The sequence below is a fragment of the Rhizobium redzepovicii genome (genome assembly GCF_019793435.1).
GTDB lineage: Bacteria > Pseudomonadota > Alphaproteobacteria > Rhizobiales > Rhizobiaceae > Rhizobium > Rhizobium redzepovicii.
In genome coordinates this window covers 201750-216046 of record NZ_JAILYH010000004.1, presented here as the reverse complement: position 1 = coordinate 216046, position 14297 = coordinate 201750, and the positions used below count along the sequence as shown (strand labels likewise).

Genomic DNA, 14297 nt, shown 5'->3' with positions numbered 1-14297 from the left:
ACTTTCGAAATGTCAGAATTCCTGCCCGTACCCACCCTAACCGTCCGAAACCAGCGATTTCGTCAGCCCGACCGAGGGCACGTCGCGGTCGAGCTTCGGATTATAGGCGACCGAGAGCCAGTGGATGCTGTAGCCGTGCTTGCGGAAGAAGCCGATCGCCTCGTTGTTGCCGGAATGGGTTTGCATCGCCGCCTTTTCCAGGCCCTGCTCGGCAATCTCCTTTTCGATCCGCTCGAGAAGGGCGGAGCCCAACCCCTGGCCGATGAAGGCCGGATCGATCCAGAAATCCGAGATGGTTTCGTCCAATCCCTCGCGCGCTGCCCAGCCTGCGACCTGGCCGTTCTGCTCGACGACGGTGATGGTCAGCCAGTCGTTTTCCACGAAGTTGCGAAAGGCGTTGCGGGCTGCATCGATCATCGCGTCCGATTCGCCGATCGACGCCATCGCTTTTTGCCAGGCCCTCAGCCCGATCTCGCTCAACAGCTCCGCTTCGCCGTCGCGGGCATTGCGAATGTGGATCAACGACACCTCCGCGTTACCCCGCAACTAGACCATTGAGTCGGGGAATTTACCAGTACCCCCCAGCGGGACGATGGCTGGAAACTGGAGTTTTCGACCGGTTTGATCGGCGATCGCGGTCTTGACCGCCTTTTGCGATCGAAATAATAAACTCCTTATGTTGAGCCAGTCACAGACCCGGTAAAGGCCCTGCCCGCAAGTCCGCTTGCGCGCATGGCCCGAAAAAACGAAGCCCTGACGTTCGAAGGAGCGCCAGATCGTTTTTGTGCGCCCTGCCGGGCGCGATACCGGATCTCAACAGATGGACATTTCCCGCACGGAGCAGCGCATCCTGCATCTCATGGCCCAAGGCGGCCGCATCGAAATTTCCCGCGACGACGACAGGAAGATCGAGGCGGTCAGCTGCTTCACCCGCGATGGCTGGCTCTATCCCGGCGTCGACCTCGATCTCTTCCGCAGGCTGAAGCGGCTGAGAGCGATCAAGTCCTCCAGTGGCCAGCCCTACCGGATCACCGAAAGAGGGCTGAAGCTGGTCAGGTCGCAGCTGAACAACAGATAGCAACCAACCATCCTGGCCGCGTCTCGAACGGCGCGGTCAGGACTAGTCTCAGGCCTTTGCAGAGAGTTCCGTCCGCATCGCCGACCATTCCTCGGCCATCGTGCCCGTGCCGCGTCGCTTGCCGGCGCGGCGATACCAGTAGTCGGCATTCCAGTCGTCGCCTTCGATGCGATGGCAGAGCGCATGGCCCCAATCGAACGGTTGCTCGCCCTCGTGGCGCTGACAGATTTCGTGAACCGCCTGCCAATCCGCGCCCATGGTGAAGCCGCCGGCTGCAAGGCGATCAGTTGCCTCGATCAATCGCGCAAGATCATTGGTCGCCACACGCTCCTCCTGATTCCCGTTATCGATCAGCCAACAGCTTCTTAAGATGCACCTTTTCGCATTCGACGCCCATGCTCTGGAAGAGCGGGATCGTGCGGCCTGTTACCACCACTTGGCCGGCGTGAACCGGCCGGCTGCCTGCTCGATGACGTGAGCAGTCTTGAAGAGGGTTTCCTCGTCGAAGGGCTTGCCGATCAGCTGCAGGCCGAGCGGCAGGCCCTTCTGGTCGAGACCGGCGGGCACGGCGATACCAGGCAGGCCGGCCATGTTGACCGTGACGGTGAAGATGTCGTTCAGATACATCTTCACCGGGTCGGCAGCGAGGTTCTCATCGGCGACGCCGAAGGCGGACGACGGGGTTGCCGGCGTCAGGATGGCGTCGACGCCGGCGTCGAAGGCGAGTTCGAAATCGCGCTTGATCAGCGTGCGGACCTTCTGGGCGCGGATATAATAGGCGTCGTAATAACCGGCCGACAGCACATAGGTGCCGATCATGATACGGCGCTTGACTTCCTGGCCAAAGCCGGCGGCGCGCGTCTTCTCGTACATGTCGACGATATCCTTGCCGTCGACGCGCAGGCCGTAGCGCACGCCGTCGTACCGCGCCAGATTCGATGATGCCTCGGCCGGAGCGACGATGTAATAGGCCGGAAGTGCGTATTTGGTGTGCGGCAGCGTGATGTCGACGATTTCGGCGCCGGCATCCTTCAGCCAGGCGATGCCCTGACGCCAGAGGGTCTCGATCTCCTCAGGCATGCCGTCGACCCGGTATTCGCTTGGAATGCCGATCTTCATGCCCTTCAGCGACTGACCAAGGGCTGCCTCATAATCCGGAACGGGCAGATCGACCGACGTCGTGTCCTTGGCGTCGACGCTGGCCATCGACTTCAGAAGGATGGCGGCATCGCGCACGTCACGGGCGATCGGGCCCGCCTGGTCGAGCGAGGAGGCGAAGGCGACGGTGCCCCAGCGTGAGCAGCGGCCATAGGTCGGCTTGATGCCGACGGTGCCGGTAAAGGCGGCGGGCTGGCGGATCGAGCCGCCGGTATCGGTTGCGGTGGCGCCGGCGCAAAGATGCGCGGCAACGGCCGCGGCCGAGCCGCCGGAGGAGCCGCCGGGAACGAGCTGCTGGTTGGACCCTGCTGCACGCCAGGGGTTGATCACCGCGCCATAATGCGAGGTCTCGTTGGAGGAGCCCATGGCGAACTCGTCCATATTCAGCTTGCCGAGCATGACGGCGCCGTCATCCCAGAGGTTCTGCGTGACGGTCGATTCATAGCGCGGCTCGAAACCATCGAGAATATGGCTGCAGGCTTGGGTGTGGACGCCTACCGTGGCAAAGAGATCCTTGATGCCGAGCGGGATGCCTTCGAGTTCGCCGGCCTTGCCGGCAGCGATGCGCTCGTCGGAGTTCTTCGCCATCAGGCGGGCGAGATCCGGCGTCACCTTGATATAGGCGTTAAGATGACCATTGGCCGCATCGATCGCCGAGATATAGGCCTCGGTCAGTTCGAGTGCGGTGATTTCCTTGGCGCGCAGCTTGCGGCGGGCTTCGGCAATGGTCAGGCTGGTGAGTTCGCTCATGATGTTTTCGCTTCAGATCTGAAAATGGCAACAGGGGTCGGAAAGAGGCTTGAAGCCCTATTCGACGACTTTCGGCACCAGGAAGAAATTGTGATCGGTGACGGGCGCATTGGCAACGATATCGGCGGCCTTGCTGCCGTCGGTCACCTCATCCGTCCGCTTCTTCATCGCCATCGGGGTGACGGATGTCATCGCTTCGACGCCATCGACATTGACTTCGGAGAGCTGCTCGACGAAGCCCAGGATACCGTTCAGCTCGCCGACCATGCGATTTGCCTCGTCCTCGGAGACGGCAATACGGGCAAGGTGGGCAACGCGCTTCACGGTGGCAAGGTCGACGGACATGGCATTCTCCGGATGGGATTTTTCCTACCCGCTATAAAGGCCATGTCCGCCCGGTGCAACGGGATTTCGTCAGATCGACAGGCTCTCCGCGGGCTTCAGCGCCTTCACATCCGTCTTCGATCCCTCCATGCCGGCAACGAATTTATCGGCCGTCTGCTCGATGATCGGGAAGGTGCCGTAATGGCAGGGAATCGCGGTCTTAAAGTTGAAATAGCGCCGGCAGGCAAGGGCCGCCACGGCGCCGCCCATGGTGAAGCGGTCGCCGATCGGCACGAGGCCGATATCGGGCTGGTGCAACTCATTGATCAGCGCCATGTCGGCGAAGATGTCGGTATCACCCATGGCGAGGATCGAGGCTTCATCCTCGAAATGCAGCATCAGGCCGTTGGCATTGCCGAGCGCATGCGAGACGCCGTCTTCGGTGATCTGGGCAGACGAGTGCAGCGCATTGGTGAAGGTCGCCGAGAAACTGCCGAGCGCGATCGTGCCGCCGGTATTGCCCATCTCGAGCCTGTCGAGACCCTTGGAGCCGAGCCAGGCGGCAAGATCGGCATTGGCGAGAACGACGGCGCCGGTTTCCTTGGCAAGCGCCACTGTATCGCCGACATGGTCGCCGTGCCCATGCGTCAGCAGGATATGAGTAACGCCTGCAGAGACATCCTTGATATCCTGGCCGGAGAAGGAAGCGTTATGGCTGAGGAACGGATCGAGCAGGATCGTCGCTTTTCCGATCTCGATGCGGAAGGCGGAATGGCCAAGCCAGGTGATCTTCATCAAATCTCTCCTTTATTACGTGATGCAAAAGCCCGTTCGGGAAGGTCCAGATGATTTCAGGCCGGATCTGCCTAAAATCTGAATCCGCATCTCAATCAAACAATTGGAGCATGATGTCATGAGAAAACCGCTCACACTTTTCGGCATCATGCTCTATGGACATATCTCATGCGGCCGCAAAGAAAAGCGGTGGCGACTTCAATTTCTTTTGACGGGATGAAATGGCGATGACGGTGCTGACGATCGAGGAAATGGCCGAGACGCTTGCCCCGCGGCAGGCCATTGCCGGCCTCGATCTCGGCACCAAGACGATCGGGCTTTCGATGTCCGATCTCGGGCGGCGTTTCGCCACGCCCCGCCCGGTGATCCGGCGCGTCAAGTTCACCATCGATGCGCAGGCGCTCATGGATTTTGCACAATCGGAAAAGGTCGCGGGTTTCGTCATCGGTCTGCCGATGAACATGGACGGATCGGCAGGTCCGCGGGTGCAGGCGACGCGCGCCTTCGTGCGCAATATGGAGCAGAAGACGGCGCTGCCCTTTGTCTACTGGGACGAGCGGTTATCGACGGTGGCGGCTGAACGGACGCTGCTCGAAATGGACGTCTCGCGCGCCAAACGGGCCGAACGGATCGATTCGGCCGCCGCGAGCTTCATCCTTCAAGGCGCGCTCGACAGGCTTTCCTTGCTGGCGAGATCCGATGGAGACGAATTCAGCTGACGCGCCTTCCACCAGGCGACGATCGACCTGCGTTTCCGGAAGCCGAGGATGGCGAAGACGACGAGACTGTCGACGGCGATGGCGCGGGCAACGAGCGGCGGAATGTTTTCCGGCGGAATGCCGAGCGCCTCGCCATAGAGCTGGAACGTCAGGTCATGGACCTGCCGCGACAGCATGAAGATGCCGAAATTCATGTCGTAATAGGAGAGCCAGTACCATCCGCCCAGAAAGACGATGGGGCCGGCCCAGAAGATCAGAAACCACTTCATGCGGCCTCACCTCCATGCTTGCGCGCGACGGGCAGATCGAGGGAAACCAACCGGGTCGACAATGCCATGATGCACAGCACCAGCGTCGGAATTGCGATATCCAGCGCCAGGACCGCGAAGAACATCATCGCAGTCACGAGAAAGGCGGCTTTGGCGATCCTGGTTCCCATTGATGTCAACTCGGGGGCTCTTACTCATTCCATCTCTGCTCCCCTTCACACTGTCGGGTTAACCCAGGCCAGGCAACGTAAACCATTCATTAAGGTTAACGCGGCAGCCGCTGCCTGTGGATGAATGAGCTGTCAGCCGTAGACGCCGCGCACGATGCGCTTCAGCGCCATCGCCGCCTTCTCCCAGTCCTTCGGCGTCTTCAGCGACAGACCGGCGCACTGCCCGCCGCTTGCTGCGGCAAGCACGAGATGCTGGATCGCGGCGATGATGACGGCATTGACGGCCGCGGCATCAACACCTTTCGGCGGCGCCAGCGAGCCGCGCATGCGCTCCAGCCAGAGAGCCAAAGCCTTCGAACGCGCTTCGGAAAGCCGCCTCACCTGCTCGGTGTTCTCAGATATCTCCCAGGCGAGGATGCGGCGCATCAGCGGATCGTTTCTCAAAGCGTCGAGCAGGAGAAGCGACAGCCGCTCCATCAGGTCGCCATAGGTCAACAGGAACATGCCGCCGGCATCTTCGGGAATGCGATCCTTCACCCAAGTGCCGAGATCGGCGCCGATCGCCTCGACCAGACCGTCAAGACCGCCGTAATAACGATAGATCAGCTGCTTGTCGCAACCGGCGCGGCGGGCGACCGCATTGATGCCGAAATTCTGGAAGCCCTCCTCGGCCAGCAATCCCTTGGCGGCGGCAAGGATGGCGCGCTCGGTGGCGCCCCGATCGCGCACTCGCCGCTCCGGCTCGCCGCCGGCCTCAGGCAAATTTTCAAGTTTTACCGCTTCATCAAGCACGAACGACCCTTCCCCACTGTCACCAATCGGTGAGTAGCGAGGAGGCTTCATGCAATCAATCCTATCCTCTTGAGAAGATTGTGGATATTCCATCCTGTCCGAGGATTTGACGATGAGCCGATGCGGGAGGCTGCCCGCTATGCGATTAGGATCTGCTGAGAAATCTCGTCCCGACGGTTGATCGCGATGGACGAACCCGGCATAGCTACATTATGAACAATTCTAATATTCTCCGCTAAGGCCCTGCAATGGTGAACTATATCGAAGCCTCTTCCGCGCCCTCGAAGAATACGGGCGCCATCCGGCTTTACGACGCGCAAGCATTCGAAGGCATGCGCAGGGCATGCCAGCTGACGGCGCGCTGCCTCGATGCGCTGGCCGACATCGTCAAGCCGGGGCTGGTGACCGATGACATCGACCGGTTCGTCTTCGATTTCGGCATGGATCACGGCGCCCACCCGGCGACGCTGAATTATCGCGGCTACACCAAATCGACCTGCACCTCGATCAACCACGTTGTCTGCCACGGCATTCCGAACGACAAGCCGCTGCGTGAGGGCGATATCGTCAATATCGACGTCACCTTCGTGCTCGACGGCTGGCACGGCGATTCCAGCCGGATGTATCCGGTGGGAACGATCAAGCGCGCCGCCGAGCGACTGCTCGAGGTCACCTATGAATCGCTGATGCGCGGCATTTCCGCCGTCAGGCCCGGCGCCCGCACCGGCGCAATCGGCGAGGCGATCCAGACCTATGCCGAGGCCGAGCGTTGTTCGGTGGTGCGCGATTTCTGCGGCCACGGCGTCGGCCGGCTGTTCCACGATTCACCGAATATCCTGCATTACGGCCGCGCCAATGAAGGGCCGGAACTGCGCGAAGGCATGATCTTCACCATCGAGCCGATGATCAATCTCGGCCGGCCGCATGTGAAGGTGCTGGCCGACGGCTGGACGGCGGTCACCCGCGACCGGTCGCTTTCGGCGCAGTACGAACACACCATCGGCGTCACCTCCGACGGCTGCGAGATCTTTACGCTGTCGCCAGGCGGGCTCGACCGCCCGGGCTTGCCATCGTTTGCCGGGTGACGATCCGATGGCGAAGAGGCCGGTTGCGACATCTTCCGACGACGAGCTGCCTTTTGAGACCGAAGAGCCTGTTGCCGCCGACGAACGCTCGTTCTTCGGCGGACAGCCGCAAAAACCGGCCGCGCCGAACGCCAAGGCCGCCCTGCCCGCTTCGCTCGCCGCTCAGGAGCATTATCACGGCCATCGCGAGCGGCTGCGTGACCGCTTCCGCGAACAGGGCGACATCGCCCTTGCCGACTATGAAATCCTTGAACTCCTGCTTTTTCGCCTGATCCCGCGGCGCGACACCAAGCCGATCGCCAAGGCGCTGATCGAACGCTTCGGCTCGCTTTCCGGCGTTTTTGGCGCGCCGGCGGCGCTGCTGACCGAGGTGAAGGGCGTCGGCGAGGCCGTGGCGCTCGACCTGAAACTGATCTCGACGGTGGCCCACCGGACGCTGAAAAGCGAGATCAGAAGCAAGCAGGTGCTCTCCTCCTGGTCTTCGGTCATTCAATACTGCCACGCCGCCATGGCGCACGAGACCCGCGAACAATTCCGCATCCTCTTCCTCGACAAGCGCAATGTGCTGATCGCCGACGAGGTGCAGGGCCGCGGCACGGTCGACCATACGCCGGTCTATCCGCGCGAAGTGGTCAAGCGCGCGCTCGAGCTTTCGGCAACGGCGATCATCCTCGTCCACAACCACCCGTCCGGCGACCCGACGCCCTCACGTGCCGACATCGACATGACCAAGGTGATCATCGAGGCGGCCAAGGCGCTCGATATCACCGTCCACGACCACGTCATCATCGGCAAGGACGGCCATGTCAGCCTGAAGGGGCTGAAGCTGATCTGAAAGCACAGGGCCGGCGGAAGCGGCAGTCGAATCGACGGATTGGATTTTGAGGGAAATGGGCGCGCTATTGTCCGGTAACGATCGGAATACGAGGATCATCCTTGCTGCCCTGGAGGCGGCTTGCCAACGCAACAGTCAAAGCCTGGGCCAGGCACATCGGAGCAGCAAGAGAGCGCGAGAACGTGTATTCATGCTCCGGGACAGGGAAGAGAACCGTCGCAGACTTGGCCAAAGGTGAAAGTGTGCTGTCGGAAATGGCGACGATAGAAATGCCCCGGGCGGCCGCATCTTCCACCACGTTCACAACTTCAGTCGCATAGAAACGAAACGATACGGCAAAGAGGAGATCCGTATCCTTCATCGTACGCCCCATATATGTGGCAAGCCCACCACCTGGGTCGAGAAGAACACATCGCTTTCCAAGCATGGTAAGAACGTACCGTAGCAATTCAACCACTGGCGCTGAACGCAGCTGACCGATTAAGAAGATTGTCTCGCTTTTTTCCAGAAGGTCGACCGCTGTGGCCAAGTCCTCACCGGAAATTTGCGCAAGAATGTCCTGTAAGGACGCTATATCGCGCACCACGAGGTCGCGAAGGAATCCCGCCTCGCTTCTATCCGTCCGCGCACCGAGCTCCGTCTCCAATGCCTTCTTTCGCGCTTCGAAACCAGGAGCGGCGGTGGAGAGCCGGCGCTGAAACAAGCCTTGCAGATCCTTGAAGCCCTCATAGCCGAGGTACTGGGCGAAACGGACGAAGCTGGAGGCGTGAATGCCACAGCGCTCCGCGATCGCATTGACAGAGAGGACTGCCACATCATTCGGGCTCTGGGTAAGATAGACTGAGATTTTCTGATAGGTTTTGCTCATGTCGCCGTAGCGGTCATGAACCAGACGAATGAATTCCTCGTAATCTCGCGGTGGTTCGATCTTCGCCATTTCCTAAACCTGCAAATCTCATTGCATCATGCGCTGAACAGCAAAAGATTGGCAATGTCAAATCGATCTGCCTTGCCGGGCGGCTACCGGAGCCGCCCGCAACCCTTGCAGCGCAAGATCAAAAGGACTGTTGTCCCGTCAGCTTTTCAATGATCTTGTCTATGGAAACGGCGAGGACCAGCAGAAGCCCGGTGACGATCAGACGAACTTCGTTCTCCACACCCATGAGATTAAGGCCGTTTTGGACCGTGCCGATGACCAGGGCTCCCAAGAGTGCTGCGTGGATAGCGCCTCGCCCCCCGAACAGGCTCACGCCACCGATGACCGCCGCCGCGATTGATTCCAGCAACAGTGTTCCACCGCCGACGCCGCCGCCAGAGAAGACACCGACGCCGAGAGTTCTCGACGATGCAACGATCCCAGCAATTGCCGCAATACCGCCGGCGATTGCAAAGGCAGCCATTCGAATGAGTGGCACGTTGATGCCGGCTCGGCGTGCCGCTTCGTCATTATTTCCAACCGCATATAGATAAAGGCCGAATTGAGTTTCGCCTAAGACATAGCCGCCGATACCAAGGAGAAACACAAAGATCAGAACGGGCAACGGAATGCCTTGACTGGCATTGAGGACGAGCACAACCAGTGCCCCCAGAATGCCTGCTCCGAGGAGAGGAAGCAGCACGCTATGAAGAATCGATACTTCAAGGCCTGCTCGCTGTCGCCGGACGACGCCAGAAAAAATCAACCCTCCGAGCAGTATCAACCCAACTGCCCAGGCGATCCAGGCGCTGGCGCCTGCGACAGTCGTCTGCGCTATGTATTCAACCCCTGTCCCCATCAAGGCATAACGCGCGGTCGCAGGAAGCAGAAGCAATTGAATGCCGTTGAGTGCAAGCCCCAGGCCCAGGGTGACGACGAACGATGGCACTCCCACCCAGTTTACCCACCGCGCGGAACAAGACCCGATCGCTGCGCCGATCACAATTGCAACAGGCAGCGCCAGCCAGGGCGAGAAACCATAATCGACGATCAGCTTTGCGCTGAAGACTGCCGTGACCCCATGTATTGCCGCGATCGAAAGATCGATCTCCTTAACCAGGAGGACAAACATCAAACCGAGCGCCATCATGCCGACGACCGTCGATTGCTGAAGCAGGTTCGATAGATTTCGCGGCGTGAGGAAAATATCGCTCTGAGTGGCAAAGAAGATCCACAGCGCGATCAGCGCGATGACCACGGGCAGCGCCCGCAGATCGCTGTTGAGAAGCTCTCCGAAAGTGCGTCGCTTCGGCGCGGCGGTTGTGGAGATGGAGGCCATGGTATTCGTTCCTTGACTATGGAAAGAGTTCTGGTCAGCCGGCAAGATTGACACCCTCGTTGCCGCCGACCATCGCGTTGACGACCATTTCCCCGGTCACATCCTTGGAGCGAAAGCTCGCCGCATTCGCGCCAAGTCGCATGACTTCGATGCGGTCGGTCGAATTCACGACAAAGTGGTGGATGTCGTGACTGACAATGACGATACCCAGTCCATCATCGGCCAGGCCGCGGATAAGGTCTGCGACCTGTTGCGCCGCCGAGTGGCTAAGGGCTGCGGTGGGCTCGTCGAGGATGACCACCTTGGGCTTCCAAAGAATGGATCTTGCTATCGCGATGTTCTGACGTTGGCCGCCGGACATGGCGCCAACGGGCCGGGTCAGCGAAAGGTTGCCCAGACGCATTCTCGTCATGACTTCGCGGGCGCGCACTTCGCATTCCGCGCGGCGGATGCGGCGGCCGAAAATGCCCGAGCCGGTCAATTCACGACCGAGAAACAGATTCTGGACAGCGTCCAGATTGTTGCAGAGCGCAAGATCCTGATAGACCGTCGCAATGCCTTGCGCAGTGGCATCCGCCGGGGTTCGGATCGTAACCGGCTTACCTTCGATCTCATATTCTCCGGAGTCAGCCGCGTAGACGCCTGCCATCACCTTCACGAGCGTCGATTTACCCGCGCCGTTATCGCCCACCATCGCGACGATTTCGCCGGCATGGACTTCAACGGAGGCTCCTCGCAGGGCGTGAACCGAGCCGAACGATTTGTGAATGTTGCGCATCGAAATGAGCGGAACAGACTTTTTGGTTGAAAGGGCTTTATCCTGTGAACGCCCTGAATCGGTCACGGTCATGTCATCCTCGGAAGGGTCTTGATCCTGCAACGGAGGAAGACGGCCGCGCCGCCCTCCCCCGCAACAACCGATCAAATTAAAGATTTTTCTTGCAGACGTCGGCCGTTTCGATGCCTTTGCAGATTTCTGCCCAGGTCCAAACGCTTTTCGAGACCACGTCGCCAAGATTGTCCTTCGTGATGTTGCTCACCGGCAGGAACACGGCCGGGACGTCCATGAAGGTGTTGTTGACCTTGCCGTTGACCAGGTCTTTCGGCACCCCCTTGCCCGCAACGATCGATGCGACGACTTCCGCGGCTTCGTTTGCCTGGACCTTCAGGTCCTTGAGAACGGAGTTGTCCTGCCAGCCTTGCGCGATGTAGCGGAGCGCCTCTACCGTGGCATCCTGGCCGCCGGTGACGAGCTTCTCTCCCGGCTTTGCTCCCTGGGAGATCAGCGCCGCAACAGACCCACCGGTAGTGCCGTCATTCATGCCGAGAAAGACGTCGACGTCGCCACCATTCTTCGTCAGGCAATCTTCGGCGAAGTTCTGAGCCAGCACCGGATCCCAGTTCTGCGTGTACTGTTCGCAAACGACCTTGACCTTTCCGGAGTCGATCAGCGGCTGAAGAAATTCATTCTGGCCTTTTTCGTATTGCCCGGTGCCGTACTCGCCCTGGTTACCCTTGACGCGTGCAACCTTGACCGGCGATTTCGACATGGCCTTGATCAGTTCCGCAGCGCGTTTGCCCTGCGCCTGACCAACCGCCAGCGAGTCGAAGACGATGTGGGCTTCGGCCTTTCCGCCGACAGCATCGTGATCGTAGAGAACGACAGGAACATTCGCCTTGGCCGCCGCGGCAAGCTCACCGGCGGCAAGGTTCGCGTCTGCAGACGTGAGCAGAATGACCTTTGCCCCCTGAGCGATCGCATCTTCGACCTGAGCCTGCTGTTTATTGGGATCGCCCTGCGCATTCTGAACCACGACTTCAACGTCGGGCGCCTTTTCCTTCATCGCCTGAACGAAGAACGGCGCATCGCGGCTTTCGAAGCGAATTGTCGTTTGATTTGGCAACAAGAAGAAGACTTTCGCCTTGTCCTGCGCGACTGCCACGCCGCCCATTGCGACTGCGATAACTGTTGTGGCCATAAGGCCACGGATCAGACGTTCCATCTCTTACCTCCCATGGAACAAAGTGCATCCAGGACCGACAGATTTTCTAGGAACGACGCCTCCCAGCGCCAAACTTCTGCCTGCCCATGATTGCTGTCGAGAACCTCAATTGCAACAACCATTGCAAAATAAACTAATCAGCAATAATCACTGAGTCAAACCATATTTCAATGCTTAATGTCATTTTTAATACGTGCAATTTTCATTGCTAGTTACGCATAGAATTTCGTGGGCGCGGAAGCCAGGCCCTCACAACATTCAGATTGTAACTTATCGGCTTGCTGGCCTAGGTCGCTTGCAAGTACTGGGCGTTCACAACGAGGCTCGGATCTATTCTTCCGGCAAAAAAATCGAGCACATTTTGAACCGATGCTACGGCCATCCGCTCACCGCATTCACGGGTCAGTCCGGCGATATGCGGTGACAGCACCACCTGATCGAATGCTAGAAGGCGGCAATCCTCAGATGGTGGTTCGTCGTCAAAAACGTCGAGCCCTGCTGCGCCGAGACGACCGGATTGCAGTGCTTCGATCAAAGCTGCCTCATCGACAACACCACCGCGGGCTGTATTGACGAGGATGGCACCGGGGTTCATCGCGGCAAGTTCATCTTTGGCTATTATCGGTCGATCGGCCTTTGGAACATTGACCGAGACTACGTCAGCCCACCGAAGGCCATTGAGGAGGCTGCCCTCGGGCAAGACCGCCCCCCCGGGCCAGCCTTGGGCCTGCAGATAAGGATCAAAAGCTCGGATCTCCATGCCAAAGCCGGCGGCCATTCTGGAGAGATGACGCCCAATGCGACCGAACCCGATGATCAGCAGGCGCTTTCCCGAAATCTCTTCCGCCTCCAGCCGATTCCGCCATCCCCATTCCGATGGATTGCGCACGGCACGATCGCCGCGAAGAACCCGTTTCGCCGCCGACAGGATCAACATCATGGCGTGTTCCGCCACCGACACCGAATTCACGTCGCCGACTACTGCAAGTGCAATGCCTCTTTCATTGAGCGATGCCAGATGTACGGCATCGTATCCAACGCCATGGCGTGAGACGATCTTTAAGCGGTCCGCATTCGCAACAGTCGATGCTGAAAGCGGCTGCGTGCGCAACACCAGGGCGTCAGCCTTGCTGATAAATGGATGATAGGATTGCTCCGACACTTCTTCCACGTAGTCGAACGTCACGCCCGGAGCGCTTTTCAAGAGCGCCATGCCTGACGGATGCAACTTTCCCGCAATGAGAATATGGGGCATCAGTAGGCCCCCTTTTCAGCTATACCCGCCGTCTGTCCTACGAGGTCGCGGAACTTCGCGACGCTCGCCGCCGCTGCAGCCGCCAACAGTCTGGTGTCGCCGGACACAGTTGTCATATCGAAACCCCACTGAATGGCGCGGGCGGCATATTCCGGCGTGCCGCAATGAAGGGCGGCGCGAATTCTATTCTTCTTGCAAACAGCGACGATGCGCTGGAGAGCGTCGATCATTTCCGGCTCTTCGCGATCGAAGGCCGGCGCAAGCCGACCGTCGGTCAAACTGAAGGTCAGATCGGCTGGACCGACATAAATGCCATCCAACCGTGGCGTTGCGGCAATTGCATCGAGGTTCTCCATCGCTTGCTTGGTTTCGACCATGGCGAAAGCAAGGACTTCTCCATTCGCCTCAGCCGCATAGTTCGGCCCGGCGGCGAAGCTGACGCGTGTCGGCCCGAAACTGCGCTGACCGTGAGGCGGATAGCGTAGATAGCTGACGAATTCGGCCGCCTGTACGGCAGTGTTGACCATCGGGCAGATCACGCCATAGGCGCCTGCATCCAGCACCTTCATGATAATGCCGGGCTCCAGCCAAGGCACGCGTGCCATTGGCACGACACCGGAGGCGCGCATGGCCTGAAACATCGGCAGCACCGAACCGTAGTCCAGCGCACCATGCTGGATGTCGATCGACACTGAGTCATAGCCTTGAGCTGCCATGATCTCCGCCGTGAACGCATTGCCGATTGACAGCCAACCATTGATCGAGGGGCGACCTTGAGCCCAGATTTCCTTCAACCTGTTCTTGATCAT

Annotated in this window: 18 protein-coding genes; 4 read left to right on the top strand and 14 right to left on the bottom strand. The window is 59.6% G+C overall.

Annotated features, from left to right (window positions below):
- Nucleotides 1-36: 36 nt before the first annotated feature.
- Nucleotides 37-522: a GNAT family N-acetyltransferase gene (locus K6N12_RS08115; protein WP_097625320.1), complete on the bottom strand. Its 486-nt coding sequence runs from the start codon at nucleotides 520-522 to the stop codon at nucleotides 37-39.
- A gap of 298 nt (nucleotides 523-820) precedes the next feature.
- On the opposite strand from K6N12_RS08115, the gene K6N12_RS08110 reads away from it, so the two are divergent.
- Nucleotides 821-1078 (top strand): YjhX family toxin, encoded by a 258-nt coding sequence (locus tag K6N12_RS08110; RefSeq protein WP_003586907.1) that lies wholly within the window; start codon nucleotides 821-823, stop codon nucleotides 1076-1078.
- Between the two features lie 48 nt (nucleotides 1079-1126).
- On the opposite strand, the gene K6N12_RS08105 is transcribed toward K6N12_RS08110, so the two are convergent.
- The 4 genes from K6N12_RS08105 to K6N12_RS08090 all read right to left on the bottom strand — a co-directional run bounded on the left by K6N12_RS08105 (nucleotide 1127) and on the right by K6N12_RS08090 (nucleotide 4105).
- Nucleotides 1127-1402 carry a hypothetical protein gene (locus K6N12_RS08105; protein WP_097625319.1) on the bottom strand — a complete coding sequence of 92 codons (276 nt, stop codon included), beginning with the start codon at nucleotides 1400-1402 and terminating at the stop codon, nucleotides 1127-1129.
- 102 nt (nucleotides 1403-1504) lie between these two features.
- Nucleotides 1505-2986: an Asp-tRNA(Asn)/Glu-tRNA(Gln) amidotransferase subunit GatA gene (gatA, locus tag K6N12_RS08100; RefSeq protein ID WP_097625318.1), complete on the bottom strand. Its 1482-nt coding sequence runs from the start codon at nucleotides 2984-2986 to the stop codon at nucleotides 1505-1507.
- 57 nt (nucleotides 2987-3043) lie between these two features.
- A complete protein-coding gene (gatC, locus tag K6N12_RS08095; protein ID WP_003578934.1) occupies nucleotides 3044-3331 on the bottom strand; it encodes an Asp-tRNA(Asn)/Glu-tRNA(Gln) amidotransferase subunit GatC in 288 nt (95 codons plus the stop codon).
- Nucleotides 3332-3400: 69 nt separating this feature from the next.
- Nucleotides 3401-4105, bottom strand: coding sequence for a metal-dependent hydrolase (locus tag K6N12_RS08090; protein WP_097625317.1), 705 nt, complete (start codon nucleotides 4103-4105; stop codon nucleotides 3401-3403).
- 227 nt (nucleotides 4106-4332) lie between these two features.
- Between K6N12_RS08090 and ruvX the strand changes: the two genes are divergently transcribed.
- Nucleotides 4333-4824 carry a Holliday junction resolvase RuvX gene (gene ruvX, locus K6N12_RS08085; protein ID WP_097625316.1) on the top strand — a complete coding sequence of 164 codons (492 nt, stop codon included), beginning with the start codon at nucleotides 4333-4335 and terminating at the stop codon, nucleotides 4822-4824.
- Here ruvX and K6N12_RS08080 read toward each other — a convergent pair.
- From K6N12_RS08080 to K6N12_RS08070, 3 genes are all read right to left on the bottom strand, one after another.
- Nucleotides 4764-5093, bottom strand: coding sequence for a DUF6105 family protein (locus tag K6N12_RS08080; RefSeq protein WP_097625315.1), 330 nt, complete (start codon nucleotides 5091-5093; stop codon nucleotides 4764-4766). The two genes, ruvX and K6N12_RS08080, sit on opposite strands and share 61 nt — an antisense overlap.
- Complete coding sequence (locus K6N12_RS08075; RefSeq protein ID WP_003586917.1) at nucleotides 5090-5263, bottom strand: hypothetical protein; 174 nt, start codon at nucleotides 5261-5263, stop codon at nucleotides 5090-5092. Before K6N12_RS08075 ends, K6N12_RS08080 begins: the two co-directional genes overlap by 4 nt.
- A 132-nt stretch (nucleotides 5264-5395) precedes the next feature.
- Nucleotides 5396-6055 carry a TetR/AcrR family transcriptional regulator gene (locus K6N12_RS08070; protein ID WP_097625314.1) on the bottom strand — a complete coding sequence of 220 codons (660 nt, stop codon included), beginning with the start codon at nucleotides 6053-6055 and terminating at the stop codon, nucleotides 5396-5398.
- Between the two features lie 248 nt (nucleotides 6056-6303).
- On the opposite strand from K6N12_RS08070, the gene map reads away from it, so the two are divergent.
- Together map and radC are read left to right on the top strand one after the other, a co-directional pair.
- The gene (gene map, locus K6N12_RS08065; protein WP_097625313.1) at nucleotides 6304-7140 is read left to right on the top strand and encodes a type I methionyl aminopeptidase; all 837 of its coding nucleotides are present in this window, start codon (nucleotides 6304-6306) and stop codon (nucleotides 7138-7140) included.
- 7 nt (nucleotides 7141-7147) lie between these two features.
- Entirely contained in the window at nucleotides 7148-7975 is an 828-nt protein-coding gene (gene radC, locus K6N12_RS08060; protein ID WP_097625463.1) for a RadC family protein, read from the top strand.
- A 64-nt stretch (nucleotides 7976-8039) separates the two neighbouring features.
- Here radC and K6N12_RS08055 read toward each other — a convergent pair whose 3' ends face one another.
- From K6N12_RS08055 to K6N12_RS08030, 6 genes are all read right to left on the bottom strand, one after another.
- Nucleotides 8040-8912, bottom strand: a complete 873-nt coding sequence (locus K6N12_RS08055; RefSeq protein ID WP_097625312.1) for a MurR/RpiR family transcriptional regulator — start codon at nucleotides 8910-8912, stop codon at nucleotides 8040-8042.
- 118 nt (nucleotides 8913-9030) lie between these two features.
- The gene (locus tag K6N12_RS08050; RefSeq protein ID WP_097625311.1) at nucleotides 9031-10230 is read right to left on the bottom strand and encodes a sugar ABC transporter permease; all 1200 of its coding nucleotides are present in this window, start codon (nucleotides 10228-10230) and stop codon (nucleotides 9031-9033) included.
- A 34-nt stretch (nucleotides 10231-10264) separates the two neighbouring features.
- Complete coding sequence (locus K6N12_RS08045; RefSeq protein WP_097625310.1) at nucleotides 10265-11080, bottom strand: ATP-binding cassette domain-containing protein; 816 nt, start codon at nucleotides 11078-11080, stop codon at nucleotides 10265-10267.
- A gap of 76 nt (nucleotides 11081-11156) precedes the next feature.
- Nucleotides 11157-12233 (bottom strand): ABC transporter substrate-binding protein, encoded by a 1077-nt coding sequence (locus tag K6N12_RS08040; RefSeq protein WP_097625309.1) that lies wholly within the window; start codon nucleotides 12231-12233, stop codon nucleotides 11157-11159.
- A gap of 286 nt (nucleotides 12234-12519) precedes the next feature.
- On the bottom strand, nucleotides 12520-13488 hold the full coding sequence (locus K6N12_RS08035) for a hydroxyacid dehydrogenase (RefSeq protein WP_097625308.1): 969 nt from the start codon (nucleotides 13486-13488) through the stop codon (nucleotides 12520-12522).
- Nucleotides 13488-14297: an HpcH/HpaI aldolase family protein gene (locus K6N12_RS08030; protein ID WP_097625307.1), complete on the bottom strand. Its 810-nt coding sequence runs from the start codon at nucleotides 14295-14297 to the stop codon at nucleotides 13488-13490. Before K6N12_RS08030 ends, K6N12_RS08035 begins: the two co-directional genes overlap by 1 nt.

Bases quoted from the DNA above. Each gene is read 5' to 3' on its own strand.
- K6N12_RS08110 (WP_003586907.1), top strand. From the start codon at position 821: ATGGACATTTCCCGCACGGAGCAGCGCATCCTGCATCTCATGGCCCAA.
- gatA (WP_097625318.1), bottom strand. From the start codon at position 2,986: ATGAGCGAACTCACCAGCCTGACCATTGCCGAAGCCCGCCGCAAGCTG.
- gatC (WP_003578934.1), bottom strand. From the start codon at position 3,331: ATGTCCGTCGACCTTGCCACCGTGAAGCGCGTTGCCCACCTTGCCCGT.
- K6N12_RS08090 (WP_097625317.1), bottom strand. From the start codon at position 4,105: ATGAAGATCACCTGGCTTGGCCATTCCGCCTTCCGCATCGAGATCGGA.
- ruvX (WP_097625316.1), top strand. From the start codon at position 4,333: ATGACGGTGCTGACGATCGAGGAAATGGCCGAGACGCTTGCCCCGCGG.
- K6N12_RS08080 (WP_097625315.1), bottom strand. From the start codon at position 5,093: ATGAAGTGGTTTCTGATCTTCTGGGCCGGCCCCATCGTCTTTCTGGGC.
- K6N12_RS08075 (WP_003586917.1), bottom strand. From the start codon at position 5,263: ATGGGAACCAGGATCGCCAAAGCCGCCTTTCTCGTGACTGCGATGATG.
- map (WP_097625313.1), top strand. From the start codon at position 6,304: ATGGTGAACTATATCGAAGCCTCTTCCGCGCCCTCGAAGAATACGGGC.
- radC (WP_097625463.1), top strand. From the start codon at position 7,148: ATGGCGAAGAGGCCGGTTGCGACATCTTCCGACGACGAGCTGCCTTTT.
- K6N12_RS08055 (WP_097625312.1), bottom strand. From the start codon at position 8,912: ATGGCGAAGATCGAACCACCGCGAGATTACGAGGAATTCATTCGTCTG.
- K6N12_RS08050 (WP_097625311.1), bottom strand. From the start codon at position 10,230: ATGGCCTCCATCTCCACAACCGCCGCGCCGAAGCGACGCACTTTCGGA.
- K6N12_RS08045 (WP_097625310.1), bottom strand. From the start codon at position 11,080: ATGACCGTGACCGATTCAGGGCGTTCACAGGATAAAGCCCTTTCAACC.
- K6N12_RS08040 (WP_097625309.1), bottom strand. From the start codon at position 12,233: ATGGAACGTCTGATCCGTGGCCTTATGGCCACAACAGTTATCGCAGTC.
- K6N12_RS08035 (WP_097625308.1), bottom strand. From the start codon at position 13,488: ATGCCCCATATTCTCATTGCGGGAAAGTTGCATCCGTCAGGCATGGCG.
- K6N12_RS08030 (WP_097625307.1), bottom strand. From the start codon at position 14,297: ATGATCAAGAACAGGTTGAAGGAAATCTGGGCTCAAGGTCGCCCCTCG.